Raw genomic sequence first — 26,991 nt, 5'->3', positions numbered from 1 at the left:
CGGCATTCCCTCCAACCGAGGGGACTATCATCGGGCATCATGCCTCGTTACGCGCTACTGATCCTGCCTGCCTTCAACCGGGTCTACGGAGAGAGCTCCGTCCGGCTGACCCGTAACGAGCTGGCCGTCTTCAGCGCGCGGGCCCTCGCCGCCGAGGTGCTGAGCAGCGAGGAGACGCGGATCGGCGGCGTCCCCTATGTGACGTTCGAGACGGAGAGCCCGCTGAACGAGGCGGACGTGGCGCTGCTGTCCGACCTGTCCTCCGTCTACGCCGTCTTCGGGCTGGAGGGCGAGCTGCTCAGGCCGCTGGCGATGCGTCCGCGCGACCGGCTCAGCAGCGACCTGATCACGATCCAGAAATACGCCGGCAAGACCAACGAGCACTTCACCAAGCTGCTGCTCAACGTCACGGCGCTGGCCCGCGACGAGGGGATGGGCGGGAGGTTGTCGGTGTTCGACCCGATGTGCGGGCGCGGCACCACCCTCAACCAGGCTCTCACGTACGGCTACGACGCCTACGGCATCGACGTGGACGGCAAGGACTTCGAGGCCTACACCGGCTTCGTCAAGACCTGGCTGCGCAACAAGCGGCTCAAGCACACCGCGGAGACCGTGCCGGTGCGGCGCGAGCGCGCCCTGGTCGGCCGCCGGTTCAACGTCACCTTCGGGCTGTCGAAGGAGGCGGTCAAGGCCGGCGACACGCAGCGCCTGACCGTGGTCAACGCCGACACCCTGAAGAGCCGCGACTTCTTCCGGCCGCGCTCGTTCGACATCGTGGCGACCGACGCGCCGTACGGCGTCCAGCACGGCAGCAAGGGCGGGGGCGGGCTGTCACGCAGCCCGCTGGAGCTGCTCGGCCGGGCCGTGCCGGTCTGGGCCGAGCTGCTGCGCCCCGGCGGCGCGATGGGCATCGCCTGGAACACCTACGGCGGCAAGAGCTCCGAGCTGGCCAGGATCCTCACCGACGCGGGCCTCGACGTCATGGACTACCCCGACTTCGAGCACTGGGTGGACCAGGCGATCGTCCGCGACATCATCGTGGCCCGCAAGTCCCGCTGACCGCCGGGCGGCGGAACGTCCGTCAGCGGGCGTCAGCCGACGAAGACGGCGAGCGGCCTGGCCGTCCTGCCCTGCTCCTCCACCAGCGCCAGCAGCTCGCCCTCGGGCCCGAACACCCCGATCGGCCCCGCGCCCAGCCCGGCGGCGGGCAGCCGGCCGCCGTGCCCGATGACGCGGGCCTCCTCGGCCGTGACGTCCCTGCGCGGGAACGCCGCCGTCACCGCCTCGCCGATCGGCAGGATCACGCACTCCTCGGTCAGCTGGTCGATGCTCCTGGCCAGGGACAGGTCGTACGGTCCGACGCGGGTGCGGCGCAGCCGCGTCAGGTGACCGCCGACCCCGAGCCCGGCGCCCAGGTCGCGGGCCAGGGCGCGGATGTAGGTGCCGCTGGAGCAGGTCACGACCGCGTCCACGTCCACCACGTCGCCCTCGGCCCTGATGTCGAGCACGCCGAACTCGCGCACGGTGACGGGCCTGGCGGCCAGCTCGACCTCCTCACCCGCCCGCGCCTTCTTGTAGGCCCGCTGGCCGTTCACCTTGATCGCGCTGACCTGCGGCGGGATCTGCATGATCTCCCCGGTCAGCGCGGCCACGCCCTTGTGGATCTCGCCGGGGGTGACCGCCGCCGCCGAGGCCGTGGCGGTGACCTCGCCCTCGGCGTCGTCGGTGTTGGTGCCGACGCCGAGCCTGATGGTGGCCTCGTAGACCTTCTCGGTCAGCGTCAGGTGCCCGAGCAGCCTGGTCGCCTTCTCCACGCCGACGACCAGCACGCCGGTCGCCATGGGGTCGAGCGTGCCGGCGTGCCCCACCTTGCGGGTGCCGGCCAGGCGCCGCATCTTGGCGACCACGTCGTGGGAGGTCCACTCGCCGGGCTTGTCGACGATGATCAGACCGCTCTCGGCCATCAGGAGACCTTCCTCAGCTCGTGCCGGAACTTGGCCATGGTCTCCTCCACGGTGTCGTGGGAGGTGTAGCCGGCGGCCTTGTGGTGGCCGCCGCCGCCGAGCGCCGCGCACACGGCCGCCACGTCGACGGTGCCCTTGGATCGGGTGGACACCTGCCAGTCGCCCTGGTCGTCCTCTTTGAGCACGACCGCGACCTCGGCCTCGTCGGTGCGGCGGACGATGTCGATGAGCCCCTCCAGTTCGGAGTACGGCAGCCCGTGCGCGGCCCGGTCGACCCGGGTCACGTACGTCCACACCAGGCCACCCGCCGGCCCGTGCTCCAGCGTGACCCGCTCCAGCGCCCCGGCCAGCACCTTGAGATAGCCGAACGGCGAGCGGTCCCACAGCTCGCGGGCGATCTCGTCGGTACGCAGCCCGGTCGCCACGAGCCTGGCCGCCATCTGGTGCACGGCGGGCGTGGTCGAGGAGTAGCGGAAGGAACCGGTGTCGGTCACCAGGCCCGCGTACAGGCAGGTGGCGATGTCACGGTCGAGGCGGCCGCCGAGCCGGTAGACGAGCTGCTCGGCCAGCATGGCCGTGGCCGCCGCCTGGGCGTCGATGAGGCTGAGCGTGCCGAAGCCGGCGTTGGACGGATGGTGGTCAACCACGACGAGCTCGCGCGCCATGGCGGCGTTGGTGCCGAGCAGCCCGAGCCGCTCGAACGTCGAGGAGTCGAAGACGATCATCAGTTCGGGCGCGGCGGGGTAGGCCTCCGGCGGCACCAGCATGTCCTGGCCCGGCAGGAAGCGCAGCAGCCGCGGCACCGCGAACTGCCGGTCGCCGAAGGAGGCCACCACGCGCTTGCCCATCGAGCGCAGCACGAACGCGACGGCCAGCATCGAGCCGAGCGCGTCGCCGTCGGGGGTGACGTGGCAGGCCAGCGCGACCTCGTCGGCCTGCCCGATCAGGTGCAGCGCCCGGTCCCACGACGTGGCGGGGATGGGGCAGTCGTCGCCCTGCCCCGCCTCCACCCGGGCCGGTCGGCCGGCCCGGTCGCGAACGTCGGGCGTCACGCCTGCTCTTCCCTGGCGACGTCGGCGCGCTCCTCCGCTTCCTCTTCCTCGTCCGGCTTCCGGTAGGGGTCGGGCTCGCCGGCGTAGGAAGCGGTCTCGGCCCGCCGCGCCACCTCGGCGTCACGCGCCCTGGCCGCGTTGATCAGGTCGTCCAGGTGCCGCGCGCTGTCGGGCAGCGGGTCGTGCTTGAACGTCAGCGTCGGGGCGAAGCGCACCCCGGTCTGGCGGCCCACCTCGGAACGGATGATCCCCTTGGCGCTTTCGAGGGCGGCGGCGCTGTCGGCCCGCTCGGCGTCGGAGCCGAACACCGTGTAGAACACCGTCGCGTCGCGCAGGTCGGCGGTGACGCGCGTGTCGGTCACGGTCACGAAACCCAGGCGCGGATCCTTGATCCGGCGCTCCAGCATCTCGGCGACGATCTGCTGGATGCGGTCCGCGAGCTTGCGCGCTCGTGCGGCATCCACCATGTTCGCTCCCCCTCACGCACGACCTGGCCGTGCAGTCGTTCAATCTTCGTCGTTGTAGAGCCGGTGCCGGGCCGACAGCAGCTCGATCTCGGGGCGGAATGCCACCATCCGCTCGCAGGCGTCCAGCACCTCTTTGCAGTTACCCGCGGAAGCGGAGACCACCGCGACGCCGACCTCCGCTCTGCGGTGGAGGTCGAGATGGCCGGTTTCAGCCACCGCGATGCTGGGATAACGGCGCTGCAGCTCGGCGATCAGAGGCCGGATGACAGAGCGCTTCTGCTTCAGCGATCTGACGTCGCCGAGCAGGATGTCCAGGGTGAGAGAACCCACATACATCGTTGCTGACCACCGCTTGACCTGGTGAGGTGGACGCACGCCCGGCCTGCTGCGGTGGGGACCAGGCCAGGGCGTGCGAGAGGCGCCCGGCGGATGTCCCGCCGGGCGCCCGGCCGCGTGTCACACGCGCGGCTTCTCCCGCATTTCGAACGTCTCGATCGTGTCGTCGATCCTGATGTCGTTGTAGCCGACACCGATACCGCACTCGAAGCCCTCGCGGACCTCGGTGGCGTCATCCTTGAAGCGACGCAGGGACGAGACGGTCAGGTTGTCCGCGATGACGACGCCGTCGCGGATCACCCTGGCCTTGCTGTTGCGGACGATCACGCCGGAGCGGACCAGCGAACCGGCGACGTTGCCGATCTTCGGCACCTTGAAGACCTCGCGGACTTCGGCGGTGCCCATCTGGACCTCTTCGAACTCGGGCTTGAGCATGCCCTTGAGCGCCGCTTCGATCTCCTCGATCGCCTGGTAGATGACCGAGTAGTAGCGGATGTCGACGCCCTCGCGCTCGGCCAGGTCGCGCGCCCGGGGCTCGGGGCGGACGTTGAAGCCGATGATGACCGCGTTGTCGTCGGCGACGGCCAGGTTGACGTCGTACTCGGTGATCGCGCCGACCGCGCGGTGCAGGACTCGGAGCCTGACCTCGTCGCCGACGTCGATCTTGAGCAGGGCGTCTTCCAGGGCCTCCACCGAACCGGACACGTCACCCTTGATGATGAGCTTGAGCTCGTCGACGCGGCCCTTCTCAAGGTCGCTGAACAGCTCTTCGAGGGTGCGGCGACGGCTCGACTTCGCCATGTCGGCGCTGCGCTTGCGCGCCGCGCGCTGCTGGGCGATCTGCCGGGCCATCCGGTCGTCGGTGACCACGATGAAGTTGTCACCGGCGCTCGGCACGGCCGTCAGACCCATCACCAGGACCGGACGCGACGGCGTGGCCTCCTCGACCGCGTCGCCGTTGTCGTCGAGCATCGCCCGGACGCGGCCGAAGGCCTCGCCACAGACGATCGAGTCGCCGACGCGCAGCGTGCCGCGCTGGACCAGGACGGTCGCGACGGGGCCGCGGCCCTTGTCGAGGTGTGCCTCGATCGCGATGCCCTGGGCGTCCATCGTCGGGTTGGCGCGCAGGTCGAGCTCGGCGTCCGCGGTCAGCAGGATGGCCTCGAGGAGCTGGTCGATGCCCGTGCCGTTCTTCGCCGAGATGTCGACGAACAGCGTCGAGCCGCCGTATTCCTCCGCCACCAGGCCGTACTCGGTGAGCTGGGCCCTGACCTTGTTGGGGTCGGCGCCCTCCTTGTCGACCTTGTTGACCGCGACCACGACCGGCACCTCCGCCGCCTGGGCGTGGTTGAGCGCCTCGATGGTCTGCGGCTTCACACCGTCGTCGGCCGCGACCACCAGCACCGCGATGTCGGTGGACTTGGCGCCTCGGGCACGCATGGCGGTGAACGCCTCGTGACCCGGGGTGTCGATGAAGGTGATCCTGCGGTCTTCGCCCTCGTGCTCGGCCGAGACCTGGTAAGCGCCGATGTGCTGGGTGATGCCACCCGCCTCGCGCGCCACCACGTTGGTCTTGCGGATGGCGTCGAGCAGCTTGGTCTTACCGTGGTCGACGTGACCCATGACGGTCACGACCGGCGGACGCGCGGCCAGGTCGGCCTCGTCGCCCTCGTCCTCGCCGAACTCGATGTCGAAGGCCTCGAGAAGCTCGCGGTCCTCCTCCTCCGGGCTGACGACCTGGATGTTGTAGTCGAGCTCCTGGCCGAGGAGCTGCAGCGTCTCCTCGTTGACCGACTGCGTGGCGGTCACCATCTCGCCCAGGTGCAGCATGATCTGCACCAGCGAGGCGGGATTGGCGCCGATGCGGTCGGCGAAGTCGGACAGCGACGCCCCGCGCGGCAGCCGGATCGTCGCGCCGTTGCCGCGAGCGACCTGGACGCCGCCGATCGCCGGCGCCGACATGTTGTCGAACTCCTGGCGCCTCTGCCGCTTGGACTTACGGCCACGCGCGGGACGGCCGCCGGGACGCCCGAAGGCTCCCGCGGTGCCGCCGCCACGACCGCGGCCACCGCCGCCGGGACGACCGCCGAAGCCGCCGCCACCACCGGGACCACCGGTGCCGGTGCGCTGGCCGGTGCCGCCGCCACCCGGGCGACCGGCGAAACCGCCGCCGCCACCGGGACGACCGCCGCCGCCCCCACCGGGACGACCGCCGCCACCACCGCCGGGACGGCCACCGCCGCCACCGCCGCCGGGACGACCGCCACCGCCGCCGCCACCTCCGGGACCGGAGGGACGACCCTGCGGCATCATCATCGGGTTGGGCCGCGGGCCACCAGGACGGGGACCACCGGCACCAGGACCGGGACGCGGGCCGCCGGGGGGCGGTCCAGGACGCGGACCGGCGCCGCCGGGCCTGCCCTCGCCGCCGCCACGACCCTGCGGCGGACGCGGCATCGCGCCGTCGCGCGGCGGACCGTCACGACGCTCACGCTGGCCGGGGCCGCCACCGCCCTCGCGGTTGCCGCCAGGACGCGGCGGCCGGGACTGGCCCATGCCGCTGGCGTTGGACGAGAACGGGTTGTTGCCGGGACGCGGACCACGCGGGCCGGGCTTGGGACCCGGTCCCGGACGCGGGCCACCGCCGCCGCCGGGACGCGGAGCCTGCTGCTGGCCACCGCCGCCGCCCTGGGCCCCGGAACGGGGCGCGGGGCCGGGCCTGGGGCCCGGACGAGGAGCGGGACCGGGCCGCGGGCCCGGAGCGGGACGAGCGGACTGGCCGCCCTCCTGACGAGCGGGCGCGCCGCTCTCGAAACGCGCCTGCGGAGCCCCCGACGTCTCGCCGCGGGCGGCCTCAGGCTCCTGCTGGGGCTGGTGCGGCATCGCCACCGGCGGGCGCTGCTGCGCGCCGCCACCGGCGGGGCCCCCTGCGGGGGCGGGACGCGGACCGGGCTTCGGGCCCGGACGCGGGGGGGCGGGAACCGGCGCCTGACCGGCGCCGTTGGCGGCCTGGCCATCGGCCGGCCGCGGCGCAGCCCTTGGCGGCTGCGGCTTGTTGGACGGCTGACCGCCGCCTCTGGAGGGGCCGCCCTTGGACGCCCCCAACGCTTCGGTGAGCCTGCGGACCACCGGCGCCTCGATGGTGGAGGACGCCGAACGGACGAACTCCCCCATCTCCTGGAGCTTGGCCATGACGACCTTGCTCTCTACGCCGAACTCCTTAGCGAGCTCGTATACCCGGACCTTCGCCACTGCACTCCCTTACTCGGCCCGGGAGGCTGGCTATGCCGTCCGGACCGTCGCTACCTTGACGTCTTCATCGCCGCGTGCTCATCAGGCGCTCATAGCAATCTGACTCCGCCCATCAACTCGGCGTCCTACATGACATTTCGTGGTTCTCCTTCTAGTTGCGCCCGTACGGGCGACACGTCAAGCGGCCCCGGCACGCGGAACGCGCGCGGAAACGCTCGACGCCGCTCGGCGAGCTCCAGACAACTCAAGGACGGATGCAGCGATGCACCGCGGCCTGGAAGCCGTCCTCGCAGGTCGGGGACCACTTGATCCTCGACCCGCACCAGTCGGAGCAGCTCGGACTTAGCCGTGCGAACCCTGCAGCCCACACAGGTGCGCTGTGGGACCGCGTGGCCACCATATTCCAGCTTACCGTGTTGACGCATCTACGGAACCGGCGGCGTCCTCGGCTTGGGTGTCGGGCCGGATGTCGATCCGCCATCCCGTCAGTCGCGCGGCGAGCCGGGCGTTCTGCCCCTCTTTGCCGATGGCCAGCGAGAGCTGGTAGTCGGGCACGGTCACCCGCGCGACGCGTCCGTCGAGATCGAGAACCTCGACATGCGAAACACGTGCGGGCGACAGGGCATTCCCCACGAACTCGCCGGGATCCTCCGACCAGTCGATGATGTCGATCTTCTCGCCGTGCAGCTCGGTCATCACGTTGCGGACCCGCGAGCCCATCGGCCCGATGCAGGCGCCCTTGGCGTTGACGCCGGGCTTGCGCGACCTGACCGCGATCTTCGTCCGGTGGCCGGCCTCGCGGGCGACCGCGGCGATCTCCACGGTGCCGTCGGCGATCTCCGGCACCTCCAGCGCGAACAGCTTCTTCACCAGCCCGGGGTGGGTGCGCGACAGAGTGACCGACGGGCCCTTGTGGCCCTTCTTCACCTGCACCACGTAGGCGCGGATGCGCTCGCCGTGCGCGTATTCCTCACCCGGGACCTGCTCGGCGTGCGGCAGCACGGCCTCGATCTTGCCGAGGTCGACCAGCACCACCCGCGGATCCTTGCCCTGCTGGATCACGCCGGAGACCAGCTCGCCCTCGCGGCTGGCGAACTCGCCGAAGTTGATCTCGTCCTCGGCGTCGCGCAGCTGCTGCAGGATGACCTGCTTGGCGGTGGTCGCGGCGATCCGGCTGAAGTTGCCCGGTGTGTCGTCGAACTCCCTGACGACCTCGCCCTCGTCGTCCAGCTCCGCCGCCCAGATCGTGACGTGACCGCTGCTGCGGTCGAGCTCGGCCCGCGCCTTGGGGGCCGCGCCCTCGGTCCGGAAGTACGCGATCAGCAGCGCGTCCTCGATCGCCTTGACGACCAGGTCGAAGGAGATGTCCTTCTCCCGCTCCAGGCTGCGCAGGACGCTCATGTCGATGTCCACGACGGCTCCCCCTTAGCCTTCGTCGCCGTCGACGTCGTCGAAGCGGCGGAACTCCACCTGCACCCGTCCGCGGGTCAGGTCCTCGTAGTCAATCCTGCGCGCCGCGCCCTCGACGTCGAGGTCGACGCCGGCGTCGTCGGCGGTCATGATGCGGCCCTCCACCACGGTGCCGTCTCGCAGCTCGGCCTTCACCAGCCGTTTCGCCGCGCGGCGCCAGTGGCGCGGCTCGGTGAGCGGGCGGTCGACGCCGGGCGAGGAGACCTCGAGTGTGTAGGCGGCCTGGCCCATCGCGTCGGTGTCGTCGAGGGCCGTGGAGACGGCCTGGCTGACGTCGGCCACGTCGTCGAGGCTGACACCGCCGTCGCGATCGACGATCACCCGCAGCAGCCGTCTCTTGCCTGCCTGGGTGACCGTGATGTCCTCCAGATCGAGGCCCTCCGCGCTGACCACGGGCTCCAGGAGCTTCATCAGGTGGTCGCGGGGTGATGCGCTGCCCATATCGACCTCCCCTATTGTCATGTCTCAGCCGGGCGGACCTCGCCACTGGCTCTCCGCCGTCTGGCCGCTCAGCCAGCGACGACAGTTGACACCCTATCCGTATGAGGGCACAGAAAGAGCGCCACTCGTCACGGTCGAATGGCGGAGCGTCGCCGGACGGCGATCCCGGGCACTGGCCGTACGATGCTAGCGAGGTCCGCGACAGGGGTCAGAGACAAGTGGAGGTTCGAGTCCGTGCGCCCGGTTCAGCTCTCCAGGCGAGCCTTGCTGGCGGGCGGGGCGGCCGCCCTCACCGCATGCAGCGCCTCCGGCCCCGATCGGCCGGCCGCGCCGGCTCCCGACTCGCCCGAGACGGTCATGCTGAAGGGCCTCATCGCGGAGAAGGAGCGCACGATCGCGCTCTACTCGTCCCTGATCTCGGGCGGGGCCGACAAGCTGGTGCCGTTCCGTGACCGGCACCAGGCGCATCTCGACGAGCTGCGCAGACACGTGACCGTCCCGTCTCCGCCGGTCGCCGCGCCGGGGTCGGCCGCGCCGTCCCCCACCGCCACCCCCGCTGCCACCGCCACCGCGAAGGCCCGTAAGCCGTCGCTGGCGCGGCTGCGCGAACTGGAGCGCAAGGCCGCGGCCGGGCGGGCGCGGGCGCTCGGCGGGCTGTCGCCCGGGGTGGCCCAGCTCGTCGCCAGCATCGGGGCCTGCGAGGCCGCCCATGTCGTCGCCCTGCCGAGGTCGCTGTGAGCGGCGCGCGGGCCACGGTGAGAGCCCCGGGGCCGCCGTGCCCGGCACGGAGGTCGCTGTGAGCGGCGACCCGGCCGACATCGACAAGTTGCGCAAGGCGCTGGCGGCGGAGCACGCGGTGCTGTTCGCCTACGGGCTGCTCGGGGCGCGCACCTCGGGCTCGCTGCGGTCCAGGATGAGCGCGGCCTACGAGGCCCACCGGTCCAGGCGCGACCAGTTGCGCGCGCTGATCACGGCGCGGGGCGGCCGGCCGGTCGAGCCCGACGCGTCGTACGCGCTGCCGTTCTTCCCCTCCAACGCCACGCTGGCCGCGAACCTCGCGGTGCACCTGGAGGGCGGGATCACGGCCGCCTACCTGGAGCTGGCCGCGGCCTCCGAGGAGCCGCTGCGCCGCCACGCCGCGCTGGCCATGCAGGAGGCGGTGGCCCGCTCCTACGCCTTCCGCCCGGCCCAGCCCGCGGCCTTTCCCGGCATGCCCGCGAAAGCGGCGCCGGCCGCCACCCCCACGACCTCGGCCGGGGAGTAGCACCGTCCGTCAGCGGTACAGGACGGACAGCAGGTCGGGGCCGAGGCGTTCGACGGCGTCGGCGTCGAGCTGGTAGTAGACGACCGAGCCGCGCCGGTGCGTGTGGACGAGCTGGGCCTCCCTGAGCCGGCGCAGATGCCTGGAGACCTGGGGCGCGGTCATGCCGAGCTGGGTGGCCAGCTCGGCGGTGGCGACCGGGTTGCGCAGGATCGCGTAGCACAGGCGCAGCCGGGTGGGGTCCTGGAGGGCGGCGAGCCGGCGCCTGGCGGTCTCCAGCGTGGGCGTGCCGGCCCCGTCGGCGCTGTACTGGATGACGACCGGATAGCCCGGATAGTGCTTGATCACGAAGTGGGGGCGGCCGTGCACGGTCGGGACGAGCAGGCAGGGGCGGTCGTCGTCCACCCGGGCGGTGGCGTTGTAGAGCTTGTCGAACACGACGCTCAGCCGCCGGCCCGACGGCTGGGCGGCTGACGCGGTCGGGAAGTCGGCCAGCGACAGTGCGCCCTTCTTGCGCAGGTCGCGCTCACGCAGCGCGCCGTCGCGGTCGAGGACGCGGCGCAGGGCGGGCCATTCGGCGTCGAACGCGGCCGCTGCGAAGGCGGCCAGGAAGCCGAGCAGCTCGGCGCGCACCCCCTCGGGGTCGGCCAGCAACCGGGCGCCGATCTCCATGCGGCTGGAGGAGATCAGCCGCAGCCGGTGCAGCACCTCCTCGCTGAGCTCGGGCGCCAGCCCGGTGTCGTTCTTGCCGATCAGCGCCTGCACGGTCATGGCCGTGAAGTCGCCGATGGGCAGCCCCGCCACCTCCTCCAGCTCGTCGTCCAGCGTGCGCCGCGCGTCGGCCGACAGCGGCAGCAGGTAGCGGGCGCGGAAGGCGCCCCAGAGCGGCGCCCAGACGGCTGCCGTGGCGAGCAGCGCGGTGTCGAGCTCGGCGTGGGCCCTGGCCACCCAGCCGGCGCTCGCGGGGTGGTGACCGGGCTCGTCGAAGGCGTGGAGACAGGCGCACAGCTCGGCCAGGGGCGACTGGCGCACGACGACGGATCCGGCGGCGGGCGGGTCGAGGAGGAGCGTGACGGCCACCCTGCAGATTACCGCGTTGGAGGCAATCTCCTTGTGATCGCGTCCGCGTTTGCGCAGGCTGTCGCCTCATGGCTGAGGCACTGCATGTGGTCAAACATCCGACGGGCTTCTATTCGGCGGGCGCGACGACCGTCTTCGCGTCCAGATACGACCAGAGATTCTCCTACTGCCTGTACGTGCCGTCCGCCCACGACCCGGACGGCGCTCCCCTGCCGATGGCCGTCCTGCAGCACGGGACGGGGCGGCGCGGACCGCAGTACCGCGACAACTTCGCCGAGTGGGCCGAGGAGCACGACTGCCTGGTGCTGGCGCCGCTCTTCCCCGCCGGCATCGGCGAGGACCCCCAGGACCTGCACAACTTCAAGTTCCTCCGGTACGACGGCATCCGCTTCGACCTGGCGCTGCTCGCCATGGTCGAGGAGGTGGGCGAGCGCTTCAACGTACGGACCGGGCGGTTCCTGCTGCACGGCTTCTCCGGTGGCGGGCAGTTCGTGCACCGGTTCGCCTACCTGCACCCCGACCGCCTGGCCGGATTGTCCATCGGGGCGCCGGGGCGGATAACGTACATCGATCCCAGCAGTCCGTGGTGGATCGGGCTGAAGGGGTTCGAGGAGGAGTTCGGCCGCGCCCCGAGGATCGGGGAGCTGCGTGACGTGCCGGTCCAGATGGTCGTGGGCAGCGCCGACGTGGAGACCTGGGAGATCAACAACCAGGGCGACTCCAACTGGATGGACGGCGCCGACGCCCACGGCGTGACACGTCTCGAACGGCTGACGGCGTTGCGCGACAACTTCGAGGCCCACGGCATCGGCGTGCGGTTCGACGTCGTGCCGGGCGTGGGGCACGAGCCGATGCAGGTGCTCGGCCCCGTCAAGGACTTCTTCGCATCGATCCTCACCCCCCGGGAGTCATCATGAAGATCAGACTGGCCGCCGCCGTCGCGGCGGCCGTGACGCTCACCGGCGGCTGCGCCGTGGGCGAGAGCACCGACGCGGGCGGCGCCTACCCGAGCAAGGCCCTGTCGATCATGGCGCCGGGCAGTCCCGGCGGCGGCTGGGACACCCGGGCGCGCGGCATCGCCGGCGCGCTCGGCGAGTGCAAGGTGGCCGACGTGGACGCGACCGTCACGAACGTGCCGGGCGCGGGCGGGACCATCGGGCTGGCCCAGTTCGCCAAGCGGACCGGCGACCCCTACCAGCTCATGGTCATGGACAGCGTCACCATGCTGGGCGGCATCGTGAACAACAAGTCGCCGGTCGACCTGTCCACGCTGACGCCGGTGGCCGGGCTGAGCCGGGGGCCGAGCGCCGTCGTGGTGGCCGAGAAGTCCCCGTACGAGGACCTGAAGGCGCTGCTGGACGCGATGGAGGCCAAGCCGCACAGCGTCAAGTGGACCGGCGGCTCGCTCGGCGGGCCGGGCCAGATGACCGTGGCCGGGCTGGCCAAGGGCCGCGACATCGCCGCCAAGGAGATCAACTTCGTGCCCACCGCCGGTGGCGGCGAGTCGATGAACCTGCTGCTCAGCGGAGCCGCCACGGTCGGCATCGACACCGTGGCCGAGCTGCGGCCGCAGATCGAGGCGGGCGAGCTGCGGGTGCTCTCGGTCGACTCCGAGCAGCGGGTCCCCGGCATCGACGCGCCCACCATGAAGGAGCTGGGCCTGGGCGGCGAGGCGGTCTCCACGCTGGCCGGCGTGCTGGCTCCGGCCGGGCTGTCGAAGGAGCAGCAGCAGGACGTGATCGGGCTGATCGACAAGGTCCGCCGGTCGTCGTGCTGGAAGCAGGTGCTCGAGCGCAACAACTGGACCGAGGACTGGAAGCCGGGCGACGAGTTCGGCAAGGTGCTGGCCGAGCAGCGTACGCAGGTCACCGCCATCCTGGGCGAGCTGGGGCTCGGCAAGTGACGCAGCGGATCGTCTCACTCGGCTTCCTGGCGGCGGCCGTGGTCGTGCTGGCCCAGGCCTTCTCCATCCCGCAGGGCAACGGTTACCAGGCGGTCGGGCCGCGGGCGTTCCCGCTGCTGGTGGGGGTGGGGCTGGCCGTGGTGTCGGTGATCGGGGTGGTCCAGGCGTTCCGGCCCGGCGCCGCCCCGGGCGCGGCGCCGGCGGTCGTGTCCGGTGCGGACGCGCCGGGCGAGGACACGTCGGGAGAGGGCGCGTCCGGCGGGGGCGCGCCGGGCGAGGACGGGGAGACGCACTGGCCGTCGGTGCTGATGTTGCTGGGGGCGCTGGCCGCGTACGCGCTGCTGCTCGTCCCGGCGGGCTACTGGCAGGCCACGACCGTGTTCTTCGTGGCCGTGGCCAGGGTCCTCGGCAGCCGGCGGCTGGTGCGCGACGTGCTCGCCGGGCTGGTGCTGGCGCTGGCCACGTACTTCCTGTTCGACCGGCTCCTCGGCATCACACTGCCGCCGGGCCTGATCAGATTGGCGTTCTGAGATGGACGTGCTGGGCAACCTGCTCGACGGGTTCGGCCACGCGCTGAGCCTGCAGAACCTGCTGCTGGCCATGCTCGGCGTCACCGTCGGCACGCTCGTGGGCGTGCTGCCGGGGCTCGGGCCGGCCACCACGATCGCGTTGCTGCTGCCGCTGACGTTCGTGTTCGACCCCGTCGGGGCGTTCGTGATGTTCGCCGGGATCTACTACGGCGGAATGTACGGCGGCTCGACCACCGCGATCCTGCTCAACATCCCGGGCGAGACGGCCTCGATCCCGACCACGCTGGAGGGCTATCCGATGGCCCGGCGCGGCCGGGCGGGGGCGGCGCTGGCGACGGCGGCCATCGGCTCGTTCGTGGCCGGCACGATCTCCACGGTCGTCATCACGTTCCTCGCCCCCGGCATGTCGAACATCGCCAAGCTGATCCAGCCGGCCGAGTACTTCTCGATCATGGTACTCGCGTTCGTGACGGTCACCTCGCTGATGGGGGACTCGATCGTCCGGGGGTTGTCGAGCCTGTTCATCGGGCTGACGATCGGCATGGTCGGCATCGACCGGATGACCGGCCAGCCGCGCTTCGCCTTCGGGGTGCCCGAGCTGTACGAGGGCCTGTCGGTGGTGGCGGTCGCGGTGGGGCTGTTCGCGGTGGCCGAGGCCGTCTCCACGGCCGCCGCGCGGCACCGGCCCGCGCAACCGCCCGTCACCGTGGCCGGGAGGGTCGGCATGACGCGGGAGGACTGGCGGCGGTCGTGGCGGCCGTGGCTGCGCGGGACGCTGTTCGGACTGCCCATCGGCTCGCTGCCGGCGGGCGGGGCCGAGCTGCCCACGTTCCTGAGCTACAACGTGGAGAAGCGGCTGTCGAAGCACAAGGAGGAGTTCGGGCAGGGGGCCATCGAGGGCGTGGCCGGGCCCGAGGCGGCCAACAACGCGGCGTTCTCCGGGGTGCTGGTGCCGCTGCTCACGCTGGGCATCCCGACCTCGGCGACGGCCAGCATGCTGCTGATCGCGTTCCAGATCTACAACGTGCAGCCGGGGCCGCAGCTCTTCGACCAGCAGCCGGTGCTGGTGTGGACGCTGATCGCCAGCCTCTACATCGGCAACGTGATGCTGCTGGTGCTGAACCTGCCGCTGATCCGGGTCTGGGTGAAGCTGCTGAGCGTCCCGCCGGCGCTGCTGACGGCGGCGATCCTGACGTTCGCCACGCTGGGCGTCTACTCGATCTCGCAGAGCGTGTTCGAGGTGCTGATCGCGTACGGGTTCGGGCTGCTCGGGTGGGTGTTGCACCGGGCCGGGTATCCGGTGGCGCCGCTGATCCTGGGGGCGGTGCTGGGGCCGTTGATGGAGGTGCAGTTCCGGCGGGCGCTGGCCTTCAGCGAAGGGGACCCGACGGTGTTCGTGACCCGGCCGGTGTCGCTGGTGATCCTGCTCATCGCGGTGGCGTGCCTGGTCGGGCCGGTGGTCGTACGGCGGCGGACGAAGCCCGCCCTGCCCGCCGGCTGACCCGCCCCGGCCCGCCCTGGCGAGCCCCACGCGGTGAACCTTGTTCGGCGGGCAGGCGCGCCGAAGGCCGGGGCCGGCGTGACTGCCGGCCCCGGCCGAGGCGGTGGTGGCTCAGGCGGTGGCGGCGGCCATGACGCGGTCGGCGGCCTCGGCGAGCGGGATCTCCGACTTCTCGCCGGTCACCCGGTCGCGCAGCTCCACCACGCCCTGCGAGAGCCCGCGCCCGACGACCACGATCGTGGGCAGGCCGAGCAGCTCTGCGTCCTTGAACTTCACGCCGGGCGAGACCTGCGCCCGGTCGTCGACCAGGACCCGCAGGCCGCGCGACTCCAGCTCGGCCCCCAGCTCCAGGGCGGCCTCCACCTGGTTCTCCTTGCCGGTGCCGACGATGTGCACGTCGGCGGGCGCGACCTCGCGCGGCCACACCAGCCCGAGCCGGTCGTGGGCCTGCTCGGCGATGACCGCCACCGCGCGGGAGACGCCGATGCCGTAGGAGCCCATGGTGACGCGGATGGGCTTGCCGTCGGGGCCGAGCGCGTCGAGGCCGGCCGCGTCGGCGTATTTGCGGCCGAGCTGGAAGATGTGGCCGATCTCGATGCCCCGGTCGATGGACAGCTCGGCGCCGCAGCGGGGGCACGGGTCGCCGGCGCGCACCTCGGCGGCCTCGATGGTGCCGTCAGGAGTGAAGTCACGGCCGGCGACCACGTCGACGGCGTGCTTGCCGGGCTCGTTGGCGCCGGTCACCCAGGCCGTGCCGGTGACGACGCGGGGGTCGACGAGGTAACGGATGCCGAGCTCACGCAGGACCTGCGGGCCGATGTAGCCGCGGACGAGGCCGGGGTGCCTGGCGAAGTCGGCGGCCTCGAAGATGGCCGGCTCGCCGGGCGCCAGCGCCGCCTCAAGGCGCTTGAAGTCCACCTCGCGGTCGCCGGGCACGCCGACGACCAGCGTCTCGAACTTGTCGGAGCCGGGCGTGACGACCTTGACGACGACGTTCTTGAGCGTGTCGGCGGCGGTGACGGACAGGCCGTGGTGCTCGTTGACGTAGTCGACCAGCGTCTCGATGGTCGGGGTGCCGGGGGTGTCGAGGACCCGCAGCGGCGCGGCGTCCTCGACGGGACGGGCGGCGGGCGCGGTGGTGACGACGGCCTCGGCGTTGGCCGCGTAGCCGCAGGAGTGGCAGGCCACGAACGTGTCCTCGCCGGTGGGCGTGGGCGCCAGGAACTCCTCGGAGGCCGAGCCGCCCATGGCGCCCGACGTGGCGAAGACGATCTTGTAGGTGATGCCGAGGCGGTCGAACGTGCGGATGTAGGTCTCGCGGTGCTGCTCGTAGGAGCGCTTGAGCCCGTCGTCGTCGAGGTCGAAGGAGTAGGAGTCCTTCATCAGGAACTCGCGGCCGCGCAGGATGCCCGCCCTGGGCCGCGCTTCGTCCCGATATTTGGTCTGAATCTGGTAAAGGGTGACCGGATAGTCCTTGTAGGAGGAGTATTCGCTCTTGACCATGTCGGCGAAGAGCTCCTCGTGCGTGGGACCGAGAAGATAGTCGGCGCCCTTACGGTCCTTGAGGCGGAAGAGCGTGTCGCCGTATTCGGTCCAGCGGCCGGTCGCCTCGTAGTATTCGCGGGGCAGCAGCGCGGGGAAGAGCACTTCCTGGCCGCCCATGCGGTTCATTTCCTCGCGGACGATCCTCGCGACGTTCTCCAGCACCATCTTGCCGAGAGGGAGCCAGGAGTAGATGCCGGGGGCCACGCGGCGGACATAGCCGGCGCGGACCAGGAGCTTGTGGCTCGGGACTTCCGCGTCTGCCGGGTCGTCCCGCAGGGTGCGAAGAAACAACGACGACATGCGCAGCAACACGGCTACTCCTTGCTCGAACCTGGATGTGAAGGACTACAGGCTATCGAGTCGGAGGAGCGCCGCGCTCGGGCTTATCGAGTGCGGCGTCAGACCACGCGGCAGGCCGCGACGCCGGGAGATCAGGCGGCCAGGGGGAACCAGCCCGCCACGAAGGCGGCCAGGCAGAACGTGAACAGGGCCGCGAACACCGCCGACATCGCCAGCGCGCGTACCCGTCCGCCCGCGTTCCTGCGCAGGAAGAGCACCAGGCCCACGGCGAGCACCCCGGCGGCCACCGCGGGGCCGGGCCAGAACGACTGGTCGCTGTCGATGAAGCCGGGGGTGGCCCGGTCCACCACGTCGGTGATCAGCGCGGCGCCGACCGCGCCCGCGGCCACGTCGCCCCAGCCGTCGTCCCTGCGGGTGACGTACGCCAGCAGGCCCAGCAGCACGAGCAGGCCGAGCGTCCAGTTGAGCCCGACGGCGCTGCCGCCGATGACGTCGAAGGCCTCGCCGCCGCGCAGGGCGGTCGCGCCGATCGCCGCGACCAGCGTGGAGACCGCCGCGAGGAACGTGGTCACCAGCGCCCAGCCGAATCCGGAGGCGCTCACGCCCACGGCGAGGGAGAGGGCAAGGTAGGCGTAAGGGTCGTAGAGCTGCCCGAACCAGCGGGGACCGATCCCGGAAAGCAGCATGCCCAGCAGTCCGACGGCCAGTCCGCCGAGGAAGGCCGCCAGCAGATGACGTTCGATGGCACGTTGACGCCGGTCGTACTCGGCGAAGTCGGCGTAGTCGATGGTCGTGTCGTTCATCTCCGATTCCCTGGTCAACCCCTCACCTGGTAAATCTGGGGACAACCGCATTCAGACTATGTATCCATCCAGAAAAGGCAAATTTCGGTCATCCGCAATCCAAAACAAGCAATCGCTTGGTTATGGTGGATCGCGTGACGCTCGCCGACGATCTCCGCGCCGTGGTCCGCGACTATCTCGACGCCCGTCCCGCCGCCTCGTGGCGGACGTTCGCGAACGCCGTGGGGATCGCCGGGCTGCTCGTCCCCGAGCGGTACGGCGGCGCGGGCTGCGGCCCGGCGGAGACGGCCGCGGTGGCCGAGGAGCTGGGACGCGCGCTGTCCCCGCATCCCTTCCTGCAGTCGGCGGTCATGGCCGTCGAGGCGGCCAGGGCGTGCGGGGACGAGCGGGTGCTGACGGCGCTGGCCGGCGGGGAGACGACGGCGACCGTGGTGCTGCCGGGCGACGGCGAGCTGCGGCTGGAGGGCGACCTGCTCACCGGGGTGGTGCCGTACGCGCTGGAGGGCGAACTGGTGCTCCTGTACGCCGCGGGGTCGCTGGTCGAGGCCGTGCCCGCGGAGCGGGAGACGTACCGGACGATGGACGAGAGCCGGCCGCTGCAGCGGCTGTCCTTCCGCGACACCCCGGTACGCCGGCTGGGCGACGACACCGCCTGGGCGCGCGTACGCGACCTCGGGATCGCCGCCCTGGCGGCCGAGCAGGTGGGCGGGGCGCAGCGGTGCCTGGACATGGCGGTCGAGCACGCCCTGCGCCGGCACCAGTTCGGGCGGCCGATCGGGTCGTTCCAGGCGATCAAGCACAAGCTGGCCGACCTGCTGCTCCTGGTGGAGTCGGCCAGGTCGGCGGCGGGGGCGGCGGCCGAGGACGAGGTGTCGGCGGCGGTGGCGGGGTCGTACTGCACGGAGGCGTATCTGACGGCGGCGGGAGAGAACATCCAGGTGCACGGCGGGATCGGGATCACCTGGGAGCATCCCGCGCATCGCTACTTCAAGCGGGCCACGTCGGACGCGCAGCTGTTCGGCCCGCCGCAGGCGCATCGCGCCCGGCTCGCCGCGCACGTCTTCGACGGCGGCGCCTGAGCCGGAAGCCCCGATAGCGGCTCGGGGCCGGGTCAGCCGCCGAGGAGCTCTTCCCAGGGGTGGCGGGTGTTGGTGCGGCGGGTGGTGTCGAGAGCCTCGGTCAGGCGCCAGAAGCCGGGACGGGCGCGGACGCCGGCCCGCCCCATCGGGTCGATCGCGCGCAGCTCGAACCGCACGCCCATCACGTCGAGCACGGCCGAGCCGGCGCCGGCCGGACCCGCCCCCGCGACCAGCGAGCCGTCGTGGGCTGGGTCGCGGATCTGCTCGGCGAGCAGATCGGCCACCTCGGACGCGAAGGGGCCGTCGCGCCACTCGATGTGCCAGCTGTGGTCGGCGCCGCGCCACCAGGTCAGATCGCGGCACGACTCGATGAACTCGGCCTCGGCCGCCAGCGCGGCCATCACCCTGCCGAAGGCCTCGTAGTACCGGCGGGCGCCGGTGAGCGAGAGCCCGTCGCCGTGCTCGGAAGGCGTGCCGCTCTTCGGCCGCCGCAACGCGTGCTTTCGCTTCACGAGCATCACTCTGATCGCCGCCGCGCCCTTCCCGCAAGTCTTTGCCGCTGATACGCTCTACCAAGCGAGCGCTTGGTTTCCTATAACGCCGGAGGCGCGATGACGTCCCTACGGATCAGCCTGGGGTACGAACTGGAGGTCCGCGGCCGCACCCGCGAGGTCGAGCAGCGGGCGTTCCAGAACGTGATCGACCAGGTCGTCCTGGGCGACAGGCTGGGCTTCGAGGCTGCCTGGTTCGTGGAGCATCACTTCACCAGGGGCTTCTCCCACTCCTCCGCCCCCGACCTGGTCCTGGCCGCCATCTCCCAGCGCACCGAGCGGATCAGGCTCGGGCTCGGGGTGGTGCTGCTGCCGTTCCAGTCCCCGATCCGCACGGCCGAGCGTGTCGCCACGCTGGACGTGCTGAGCGGCGGGCGGGTGGACTTCGGCACCGGCCGCGGGGCCTCCCCGCTGGAGTACCAGGCGTTCCAGCGGCCGTTCGAGAAGTCGCGGCAGATCTGGGAGGACTCCCTGGAGGCCACGCTCGCCATCTGGGAGGCCGACGGCGAGCCGGTCAGCCGGTCGAACGAGTTCTTCGAGATCCCGGACGTGGCCGTCTATCCCCGCCCGGCCCAGCAGCCTCATCCGCCGGTCTGGGTGGCCTCGACCTCCCTGGAGGGCTACCTGGCCGCCGCCCGGCGCGGGTACAACCTGCTCGGCATGACGATGCTCAAGGGCATCGACGACGTCGCCGCCGACATCGCGAGATATCGGGAGTGTCTGGCGGAGCACGGCTTCGACCCCTCCGAGCGCCGGGTCGCGCTCATGATCCCCTGGTTCGTGGCCCCCACCAGGGACGAGGCCACCGCCACGGCCGCCGACGCCGTCCTGTGGTACATCCGGCGCCAGGTCAACCTCGTCACCCCGCCCGACTACTACGACGCCCGCCACGCCACGCACCGCGTGCTCGGGCAACTGGCGGCCGGGATGCCGCCGGAGGAGTCCATGGCCACGCTGCGCGAGCACCTGATGGTGGTGGTGGACGACGTGGCCGGCTCGCGCAAGGCGCTGGCCAGGATCGCCGAGGCGGGCGCGACCGATCTGATCATCCAGGCGCAGGTGGGCGGGCTGGCGCACGAGCGGGTGTGCGACTCGATCACCCTGTTCATGAAGGACGTGATGCGCTGATGGCGCGCTGGCTGACCCGCGACGACCTCGGGGCCGCCGCGGGATCCGCCACCGGCCTGCTGCTGGTCTCCCCCGACGTGTCGAGCGTGCTCCCCCTCGGTCCCGGCGACCGGGCGGCCGCGGCCGAGCTGACCGGGGCGGCGCTGCGGGAGGCGGGGGTGGGTGCCCGCGACCGGGTGGTGGTGGCGCTGGCCGAGCCGGCCGGGGCGCTGTGGACGGCCGCGGCGGCGGACGTGGCCGCGGCGGCCGCGTCCGTGGGCCCGCGCGGGCGGATGCGGCTGCACCACGCCCTGTCGGCGCTGAAGGCGACCACGCTCGTCGCCACCCCGACGGGCGCGATGGACCTGCTGGCCCGCCTGCATCTGGAGTTCCTGCTGGATCCGCTGGACCTCGGCCTCGGCACCATCGTCCTGACCGGGGAGATCGCCTCCAAGCGCACGCTGGGGCACCTGGCGGGCGAGTTCGGGGCCACGGTCACGGAGGTGCTGGCCAGCCCGTTCGGCGGCGGCGCGCTGGCGTGGCGGACGGCCGAGGAGGATCCGCTCAAACCGCTCGTGGACGGCCTGCTCGGGACCGCGGCCCTCGATCGGGACGACGCGGCCGACCCCGCCGCCGGGCTGGCGGAGCTGGTCGTCACCCCGCACGCGCACTCCACGCTCGGCGACGCCGTGCTGCGGACCGGTCTGGTGGCCGGGACGTCCGGCTCGGCCATCCCCGCGCCGGCGCACACCGTGGGCGAGCACGTGCTGGTCAGAGGCGTGTGGCTGGCGCTGCCGCGCATCGACGGGGCGCTGTCGAAGATCGACGGGGTGACCGGGTGGGAGCTGGCCGTCAACCGGCGGGGAACGCTGGACACGGCCGTGCTGACGGTGACGTTCGGCCGGGAGAGCCTGGTCGGCAACCCCATGTGGAAGGCGCGGATCGAGCAGTCCGTCCGCGCGCTCACGCCCGTCTCGATCGCCGTGGAGATCGCCCCCGAGATCTCCGAGGCCGCCACGCCCGGCACCGTCGCCGACGCACGCGGCCACCACCTCGGAAGGGACCGGACCGCGCTCGCCTGAGAAGGGGCAGCCGATGGGATCGATGCCGGACTGGGGGACGCTCCCCCGCATGCTCCGTGACCAGGCCGAACGGCATCCCGGCGACGTCGTGGTCGCCGAGCGGGACGGCCCCCGGCTGACGCTGGCCGAGCTGAGGGAGCGGGCGTCCGGCGTGGCCCGCCGCCTGATGGCGCTCGGCGTGGCCCCCGGTGACCGGGTGGCGATGTGGGGGGTGAACTCGGCGGCCTGGGTGACGCACGCGTTCGGGATCTGGGACGCGGGCGCGGTGATCGTGCCGCTGTCGGCGCGTTACAAGGGGATCGAGGCCGCCCAGCTGATCGCGAAGACGGGCGCGGAGGTGCTGATCGCGGGAGCGGGGCCGGCGGATCCGCGGCCGGCGGAGCTGCTGCCGCCGTTGCCGGGCCTGCGGCACGTCATCACCTCCGGCGACCCGCTCGCGGAGCGGGTTCCCGCCGGAACGGAGCCGGTTTCCTCCGGAGCGGAGCCGGTTTCCTTCGCGGCGGCCGAGGAGCGGGCGCTGGCCGTCCGGCCCGGCGACCTGTGCGAGATCATGTCCACCTCCGGCACCACCGGCACCCCCAAGGGCGTCATGATCGACCACTCCCAGGTCCTGCGCGGCTACTGGGACTGGTCGGAGATCGTCACGCTGGACGAGAACGACCGCTATCCGGTGATCGCCCCGTTCAGCCACGGATTCGGGCTCAACGCCGGGCTCGTGGCCTGTGTGCTGCGCCGGGCCACGATGGTCCCGATCCCGGTGTTCGCCCCGGAGTCGCTGATGTCGCTCGTCTCCTCCCAGCGGGTCACGGTGCTGGCCGGGCCGCCCACGCTGTTCCACCGGGTGCTGGACGAGCTGGACCGGGGCTCCTGGGACGTGTCGTCGCTGCGGGTGGCCATCTGCGGGGCCGCCGCCGTGCCGGCCAGCCTGATCACGCGGCTGGTCGAGCGGGTCGGGCTGGAACGCATGATCAACGCGTACGGGCTGATGGAGGGCACGGTCGTCTCCATGACCAGGGCCGGCGACCCCATCGAGGTGGTCGCCGCGACGACCGGCAGGCCCGTGCCGGGCATCGAGGTGAAGATCGTGGACGACGACGGCAAGGAGGTCGCGGCCGGCGAACGCGGCGAGATCCTCCAGCGCGGTTACGGCGTGATGCGCGGCTACTGGGACGAACCGGAAAGGACGGCCGAGGTCGTCGACGCCGGCGGCTGGCTGCACACCGGTGACGTCGGCGTCCTGGACGAGGCGGGCAACCTCGCGATCGTGGACCGCAAGAAGGAGCTCTACATCGTCAACGGGTTCAACGTCTCCCCCGCCGAGGTCGAGTCGCTGCTGCTGCGCGAGGGCTCGCTCGCGCAGGCCGCGGTCGTCGGCGTGCCCGACCCGGTCTCGGGCGAGGCCGGGCTGGCCTACGTCGTCCCCCGGCCCGGCGCGGACCCCGATCCCGACGCGCTGCTCGCGTGGGCGGAGGCCAACATGGCCGGCTACAAGGTGCCCAAGACGATCACCGTGCTGGACGCCCTGCCCACGAACCCGAACGGAAAGGTGGACAAGCTGGCGTTACGCCGCCGATAAACCCCTATGAGACCCGCCTGTGGACACGCTCCGGCTGCGAGGTGAGGTGCTTCTCCCTTCCGGCGCGGTGATGAGCGGCTACGTTGGCAGAAGCCCCGATCATGCGGTAATCGCCGGGGACGGGTTCATCCGCACCGGCGACCGGGGATACATCGATCACACTGGCCGGTTGTATCTGGTGGGACGCACGTCCCGTGGTGCACGATCACCGGCATAGGGAGGCGACGTGGCGTTGCGCGTGGCGGTCATCGGATCGGGCCCAGCCGGCATCTACACGGCCGAGGCGCTGGTCAAGCAGTCGGCGGAACCGGTCGAGGTGGATGTCCTGGAGCGGCTGCCGACCCCGTACGGGCTGGTCAGATACGGCGTGGCGCCCGACCACACCTCGATCAAGTCGATCGCCAACTACCTGCGCAGGGTGCTGGAGCTGCCCCAGGTGCGCTTCCTCGGCGGCGTCACGCTCGGCGCGCACCTGTCGGTGGAGGACCTGCTCGGCGCCTACGACGCGGTGGTCTACTGCACGGGCGCGATGGTCGACCGGAGGCTCGGCATCCCCGGCGAGGACCTGCCGGGCAGCGTGGCGGCGACCGACTTCGTCAACTGGTACTGCGGGCACCCCGACGTCGATCCCGACCGGTTCACGCTCGACACCTCCGAGGTCGCGGTGATCGGGGTCGGCAACGTGGCGGTCGACGTCGTCCGCGTGCTGGCCAAGACGTCAGAGGAGCTGCGCGCCACGGACGTGCCGCACGAGGTGCTCGAACGTCTGGAGGCGAGCCAGGTCAAGGCCATCCACATGATCGGCCGCCGCGGCCCCGAGCACGCCAAGTTCACCCTGAAGGAGCTGCGCGAGCTGGGCGAGCTGGCCAACGCCGACGTCTGCGTGCGCCCCGAGGAGGCCGTCGTCCTGGGCGCCGACTTCCCGCGCCAGGTGCAGGGCAACATCAAGATTTTGCAGGAGTGGGCCGGCCGCGAGCCCGTGGGCCGGCCGCGCCGGCTCGACGTGCGTTTCTGGATGCGCCCGGTCGAGATCCTCGGCGCCGAACGGGTCGAGGGCATCAAGCTGGAGCGCACCCGGCTGTCGGAGGAGGGACGCGTGGTCGGGACCGGCGTGTACGAGACGCTGCCGGTCGGCATGGTGCTGCGCTCGGTCGGCTACCAGAGTGTGCCGCTGCCCGGGGTGCCGTTCTCCGAGGCGACCATGACCGTCCCGAACGAGGCCGGGCGTGTGCGCGAGCGCGAATACGTGGCGGGCTGGCTGAAACGCGGGCCCACCGGGGTGATCGGCACCAACAAGTCGGACGCGGCCGAGACGGTCCGCACGCTCCTGGCCGACTCTGCGGGCGGGGTGCGGGCCGGCGGGCCCGGCATCGACGCGGTGCTGGCCGAGCGGGGGGTGCGGCCGGTGACGTACGAGGAATGGCAGGCGATCGAGGCCGCCGAGGCCGCGCTCGCCCTGTCGCTCAACCGGGGCGAGCGCGTCAAGCTCGTCGGCCTGGAGGCCATGCTCCGTGCGTGCCGTCCCTGAGGGCTTCGCCGGGACCTACCGGCTGCAGCAGGCCCGATATCCCATGGCCGCGCCCGGCTGGCAGCCGGTGCACACCGTCTACGTGCCCGCCGACCGGTTCTCCGCGGGCACGGTCCAGGAGTGGGGCGATCACGCGCTCGGCCTGGTCAAGGCGCATCTGTCCGGTCCCGACGAGCTGACCGAGGTCTTCGGGGTGCCGGGCGCGCTGGGGGCCGCCGTACACGAGCGGGTGGTGCGCAAGCTGTCCACCGAGCCGGTGGAGGACCTGCGCGTCGACTTCGAGGACGGCTACGGCGTGCGTCCCGGACCCGTCGAGGACGAGCACGCGGAGCGGGCCGCCGAGGCCGTCGCCTCGATGTACGCGGCCGGGACGCTGCCGCGGCGCTGGGGTCCCCGGGTGAAGTCGTTCGCCGACGGCGATCCGGAACGGTCGGTGCGCACGTTGCGCACGCTGCTGGCCGGGGTGATCACGCGGGCGGGAGAGCTTCCGGGCGGCTTCACCGTGACCTTTCCCAAGGTCCTGATGGAGGCATATCTCGGACAATTTGTGGCAGTGCTGGCTGAACTGGAGGCCGAGTTCGGGGTGCGGCTGCGGTTCGAGATGCAGGTGGAGGCGCCGCAGACGCTGCCGTTCCTGCGCGGCGACCTGAACGAGTCGCTGGGCGGGCGGCTGGCGGCGGCGCACTTCGGCGTCTTCGACTACACCGCCGCGATCGGGCTGCCGCCGCACGAGCAGCGGCTCGACCATCCGGCCTGCGACCACGCGCGCCACGTGATGCAGACGGCGTTCGCGGGGACGGGGGTGGAGCTGTCGGACGGGTCGCTGGCGGCCTCACCCGCCTCGGAGCTGACCCGCGACGTGCACGCCCTGTGGCGGCGGCACGCCGAGCTGGTCAGGCATTCCCTGCGGTACGGGTTCTACCAGGGCTGGGACATGCACCCGTCGCATCTGGTGAGCCGCTTCGCCACCGTCTACGCCTTCCATCTGGCCCGGTACGACGCCTACCAGGAGCGGGTGCGGGCCTGGGAGGAGCGGCGCTCGGCCGGGGGCGGCGTGATGGACGAGCCCGCCACGATCCGCACGCTGACCGCGGCCCTGCGCCGCGCGGACGCGGCACTCCCCTGAGCGCCCCGAGCCACCGCCGTGCCCTGAGCCGCGCGGCCCCGGCACGCCCCTGAGCCCCGTTACTTTTGGCGGGTCGGCCCTGGTTCAGTACTTCTGGCGGGCCGGCCCTGGTTCAGTCGCGTTCGACCAGGGCCCGCCACTGGCGTACCAGGCGCCATTCGACGGGGTCCGACCAGCTCGCCCGTACCGCCGATCCGACGTGGAAGGCGCGGATGCCGTAGTCGAGCAGGGCCGGCACGTGGACCGGCTTCAGGCCGCCGCCGGCCAGCACGATGGAGGCGTCACCGGCGTCGGCGCGCGTCTTCAGGATCCTCAGCCCGTCCCCCACGCCGCTGGGCGAGCCCGAGGTGAGCACGGTGGCCAGGTTCGGCAGCAGCCGCACGGCCCGCCAGGCGGCCTGGACGTCGGCGGCGTGGTCCACGGCGCGGTGGAACGTCCACGGCAGCGGGGAGACCGCGTGGATGAGCGCCTCGGTGGCCGCCAGGTCGACCACGCCCCCGCCGTCGAGGAACCCGAACACGAATCCCGCCGCACCGGCCTGCGCCAGAGCCTTGGCGTCGCGGCTGAGCCTGGCCAGCACGTCGGGGTCGGCGGCGAAGCCGGCGTCGCAGCGGAGCATCACCATCTGGGGCAGGGGGCATTCCGCGGCGATCGCGGCGACCGTCTCAGGGGAGGGGGTCAACCCGTCGGCCGCCATGTCGGCGACGACCTCCAGCCGGTCGGCTCCGCCCTGTTCGGCGGCCACGGCGTCGCGCACGTTGAGCGCGATCACCTCGAGCAGGGATCCGGTCATGGAGGAGAGGTTATAGGGTGCTTTGCGCACTTGTGCCACTGATTGCCGTCTGACCTCGGATGGAGCGCGTACGGGGTCCGCCGGAAAGAGAATCGGAACGCGTACCGAAGCCGTTACGGAACGCACGGGGAACCGCTGACGCGGAGGGGCGAGCGACCACCGGCTCAGGGACCGCTGACGCGGAGGGCACGGGCCTGACTCGGAGGGCACAGGCCGCTGAGGCGGAGAGCGTGCGGGAGCCCTC

At 72.0% G+C, this 26,991-nt stretch carries 26 protein-coding genes; 13 read left to right on the top strand and 13 right to left on the bottom strand.

Going from position 1 to position 26,991, the window contains the following annotated elements:
- Positions 1-39 precede the first annotated feature (39 nt).
- Positions 40-1,059, top strand: a complete 1,020-nt coding sequence (locus B0I32_RS04450; protein ID WP_106235178.1) for a TRM11 family SAM-dependent methyltransferase — start codon at positions 40-42, stop codon at positions 1,057-1,059.
- 32 nt (positions 1,060-1,091) lie between these two features.
- Here B0I32_RS04450 and truB read toward each other — a convergent pair whose 3' ends face one another.
- The 8 genes from truB to rimP all read right to left on the bottom strand — a co-directional run bounded on the left by truB (position 1,092) and on the right by rimP (position 8,982).
- The gene (gene truB, locus B0I32_RS04445; RefSeq protein ID WP_106235176.1) at positions 1,092-1,964 is read right to left on the bottom strand and encodes a tRNA pseudouridine(55) synthase TruB; all 873 of its coding nucleotides are present in this window, start codon (positions 1,962-1,964) and stop codon (positions 1,092-1,094) included.
- Positions 1,964-3,016, bottom strand: coding sequence for a DHH family phosphoesterase (locus B0I32_RS04440; protein ID WP_106235175.1), 1,053 nt, complete (start codon positions 3,014-3,016; stop codon positions 1,964-1,966). The genes truB and B0I32_RS04440 overlap by 1 nt, the downstream gene beginning before the upstream one ends.
- Positions 3,013-3,483 (bottom strand): 30S ribosome-binding factor RbfA, encoded by a 471-nt coding sequence (rbfA, locus tag B0I32_RS04435; protein WP_106235173.1) that lies wholly within the window; start codon positions 3,481-3,483, stop codon positions 3,013-3,015. Before rbfA ends, B0I32_RS04440 begins: the two co-directional genes overlap by 4 nt.
- Positions 3,484-3,522: 39 nt before the next feature.
- Positions 3,523-3,819, bottom strand: a complete 297-nt coding sequence (locus B0I32_RS04430; protein WP_106235171.1) for a DUF503 domain-containing protein — start codon at positions 3,817-3,819, stop codon at positions 3,523-3,525.
- A gap of 120 nt (positions 3,820-3,939) precedes the next feature.
- A complete protein-coding gene (gene infB, locus B0I32_RS04425; RefSeq protein WP_106235170.1) occupies positions 3,940-7,071 on the bottom strand; it encodes a translation initiation factor IF-2 in 3,132 nt (1,043 codons plus the stop codon).
- A 125-nt stretch (positions 7,072-7,196) separates the two neighbouring features.
- On the bottom strand, positions 7,197-7,496 hold the full coding sequence (locus tag B0I32_RS04420) for a YlxR family protein (protein WP_106235168.1): 300 nt from the start codon (positions 7,494-7,496) through the stop codon (positions 7,197-7,199).
- Complete coding sequence (gene nusA / locus B0I32_RS04415) at positions 7,480-8,484, bottom strand: transcription termination factor NusA (protein ID WP_245955575.1); 1,005 nt, start codon at positions 8,482-8,484, stop codon at positions 7,480-7,482. The genes B0I32_RS04420 and nusA overlap by 17 nt, the downstream gene beginning before the upstream one ends.
- Before the next feature lie 12 nt (positions 8,485-8,496).
- Entirely contained in the window at positions 8,497-8,982 is a 486-nt protein-coding gene (gene rimP, locus B0I32_RS04410) for a ribosome maturation factor RimP (RefSeq protein ID WP_106235166.1), read from the bottom strand.
- Between the two features lie 234 nt (positions 8,983-9,216).
- Here rimP and B0I32_RS04405 point away from each other — a divergent pair, with 234 nt between their 5' ends.
- Positions 9,217-9,720, top strand: coding sequence for a hypothetical protein (locus B0I32_RS04405; protein ID WP_146178038.1), 504 nt, complete (start codon positions 9,217-9,219; stop codon positions 9,718-9,720).
- 58 nt (positions 9,721-9,778) lie between these two features.
- Positions 9,779-10,246, top strand: coding sequence for a ferritin-like domain-containing protein (locus B0I32_RS04400; RefSeq protein WP_245955574.1), 468 nt, complete (start codon positions 9,779-9,781; stop codon positions 10,244-10,246).
- 9 nt (positions 10,247-10,255) lie between these two features.
- Here B0I32_RS04400 and B0I32_RS04395 read toward each other — a convergent pair whose 3' ends face one another.
- Complete coding sequence (locus tag B0I32_RS04395) at positions 10,256-11,323, bottom strand: ArsR/SmtB family transcription factor (RefSeq protein WP_106235161.1); 1,068 nt, start codon at positions 11,321-11,323, stop codon at positions 10,256-10,258.
- Between the two features lie 68 nt (positions 11,324-11,391).
- Here B0I32_RS04395 and B0I32_RS04390 point away from each other — a divergent pair, with 68 nt between their 5' ends.
- The 4 genes from B0I32_RS04390 to B0I32_RS04375 are packed head-to-tail and all read left to right on the top strand — an operon-like array spanning position 11,392 to position 15,257.
- Positions 11,392-12,240: an alpha/beta hydrolase family protein gene (locus B0I32_RS04390; RefSeq protein WP_106235160.1), complete on the top strand. Its 849-nt coding sequence runs from the start codon at positions 11,392-11,394 to the stop codon at positions 12,238-12,240.
- Positions 12,237-13,226: a Bug family tripartite tricarboxylate transporter substrate binding protein gene (locus B0I32_RS04385; protein ID WP_106235158.1), complete on the top strand. Its 990-nt coding sequence runs from the start codon at positions 12,237-12,239 to the stop codon at positions 13,224-13,226. The genes B0I32_RS04390 and B0I32_RS04385 overlap by 4 nt, the downstream gene beginning before the upstream one ends.
- Positions 13,223-13,756: a tripartite tricarboxylate transporter TctB family protein gene (locus tag B0I32_RS04380; protein ID WP_219911653.1), complete on the top strand. Its 534-nt coding sequence runs from the start codon at positions 13,223-13,225 to the stop codon at positions 13,754-13,756. The genes B0I32_RS04385 and B0I32_RS04380 overlap by 4 nt, the downstream gene beginning before the upstream one ends.
- 1 nt (position 13,757) lies before the next feature.
- Positions 13,758-15,257: a tripartite tricarboxylate transporter permease gene (locus tag B0I32_RS04375; protein ID WP_106235156.1), complete on the top strand. Its 1,500-nt coding sequence runs from the start codon at positions 13,758-13,760 to the stop codon at positions 15,255-15,257.
- A 111-nt stretch (positions 15,258-15,368) separates the two neighbouring features.
- On the opposite strand, the gene B0I32_RS04370 is transcribed toward B0I32_RS04375, so the two are convergent.
- Both B0I32_RS04370 and B0I32_RS04365 read right to left on the bottom strand, forming a co-directional pair.
- Complete coding sequence (locus B0I32_RS04370) at positions 15,369-17,114, bottom strand: proline--tRNA ligase (protein WP_106235154.1); 1,746 nt, start codon at positions 17,112-17,114, stop codon at positions 15,369-15,371.
- A 119-nt stretch (positions 17,115-17,233) separates the two neighbouring features.
- Entirely contained in the window at positions 17,234-17,905 is a 672-nt protein-coding gene (locus tag B0I32_RS04365) for a hypothetical protein (RefSeq protein ID WP_106235152.1), read from the bottom strand.
- Positions 17,906-18,039: 134 nt separating this feature from the next.
- Between B0I32_RS04365 and B0I32_RS04360 the strand changes: the two genes are divergently transcribed.
- Complete coding sequence (locus B0I32_RS04360) at positions 18,040-18,984, top strand: acyl-CoA dehydrogenase family protein (protein ID WP_181306996.1); 945 nt, start codon at positions 18,040-18,042, stop codon at positions 18,982-18,984.
- A 32-nt stretch (positions 18,985-19,016) separates the two neighbouring features.
- Here the strand turns inward: B0I32_RS04360 and B0I32_RS04355 are convergent, their stop codons facing one another.
- A complete protein-coding gene (locus tag B0I32_RS04355) occupies positions 19,017-19,502 on the bottom strand; it encodes a hypothetical protein (protein WP_106235149.1) in 486 nt (161 codons plus the stop codon).
- A gap of 93 nt (positions 19,503-19,595) precedes the next feature.
- On the opposite strand from B0I32_RS04355, the gene B0I32_RS04350 reads away from it, so the two are divergent.
- The 5 genes from B0I32_RS04350 (at position 19,596) to B0I32_RS04330 (ending at position 25,954) form a co-directional block, all read left to right on the top strand.
- On the top strand, positions 19,596-20,663 hold the full coding sequence (locus B0I32_RS04350; protein WP_106235147.1) for an LLM class flavin-dependent oxidoreductase: 1,068 nt from the start codon (positions 19,596-19,598) through the stop codon (positions 20,661-20,663).
- The gene (locus B0I32_RS04345) at positions 20,663-21,724 is read left to right on the top strand and encodes a hypothetical protein (protein WP_106235146.1); all 1,062 of its coding nucleotides are present in this window, start codon (positions 20,663-20,665) and stop codon (positions 21,722-21,724) included. Before B0I32_RS04350 ends, B0I32_RS04345 begins: the two co-directional genes overlap by 1 nt.
- Positions 21,725-21,773: 49 nt before the next feature.
- Entirely contained in the window at positions 21,774-23,300 is a 1,527-nt protein-coding gene (locus B0I32_RS04340; protein WP_106236011.1) for an AMP-binding protein, read from the top strand.
- Between the two features lie 226 nt (positions 23,301-23,526).
- A complete protein-coding gene (locus tag B0I32_RS04335; RefSeq protein ID WP_245955573.1) occupies positions 23,527-24,828 on the top strand; it encodes an FAD-dependent oxidoreductase in 1,302 nt (433 codons plus the stop codon).
- A complete protein-coding gene (locus B0I32_RS04330) occupies positions 24,812-25,954 on the top strand; it encodes a DUF6986 family protein (RefSeq protein ID WP_106235143.1) in 1,143 nt (380 codons plus the stop codon). Before B0I32_RS04335 ends, B0I32_RS04330 begins: the two co-directional genes overlap by 17 nt.
- A gap of 112 nt (positions 25,955-26,066) precedes the next feature.
- On the opposite strand, the gene B0I32_RS04325 is transcribed toward B0I32_RS04330, so the two are convergent.
- Complete coding sequence (locus tag B0I32_RS04325; RefSeq protein ID WP_106235141.1) at positions 26,067-26,747, bottom strand: copper homeostasis protein CutC; 681 nt, start codon at positions 26,745-26,747, stop codon at positions 26,067-26,069.
- Between the last annotated feature and the right edge of the window lie 244 nt (positions 26,748-26,991).

It is taken from the genome of Nonomuraea fuscirosea, assembly GCF_003001935.1.
Lineage (GTDB): Bacteria > Actinomycetota > Actinomycetes > Streptosporangiales > Streptosporangiaceae > Nonomuraea > Nonomuraea fuscirosea.
This window is presented reverse-complemented; position numbering and strand designations above follow the sequence as displayed.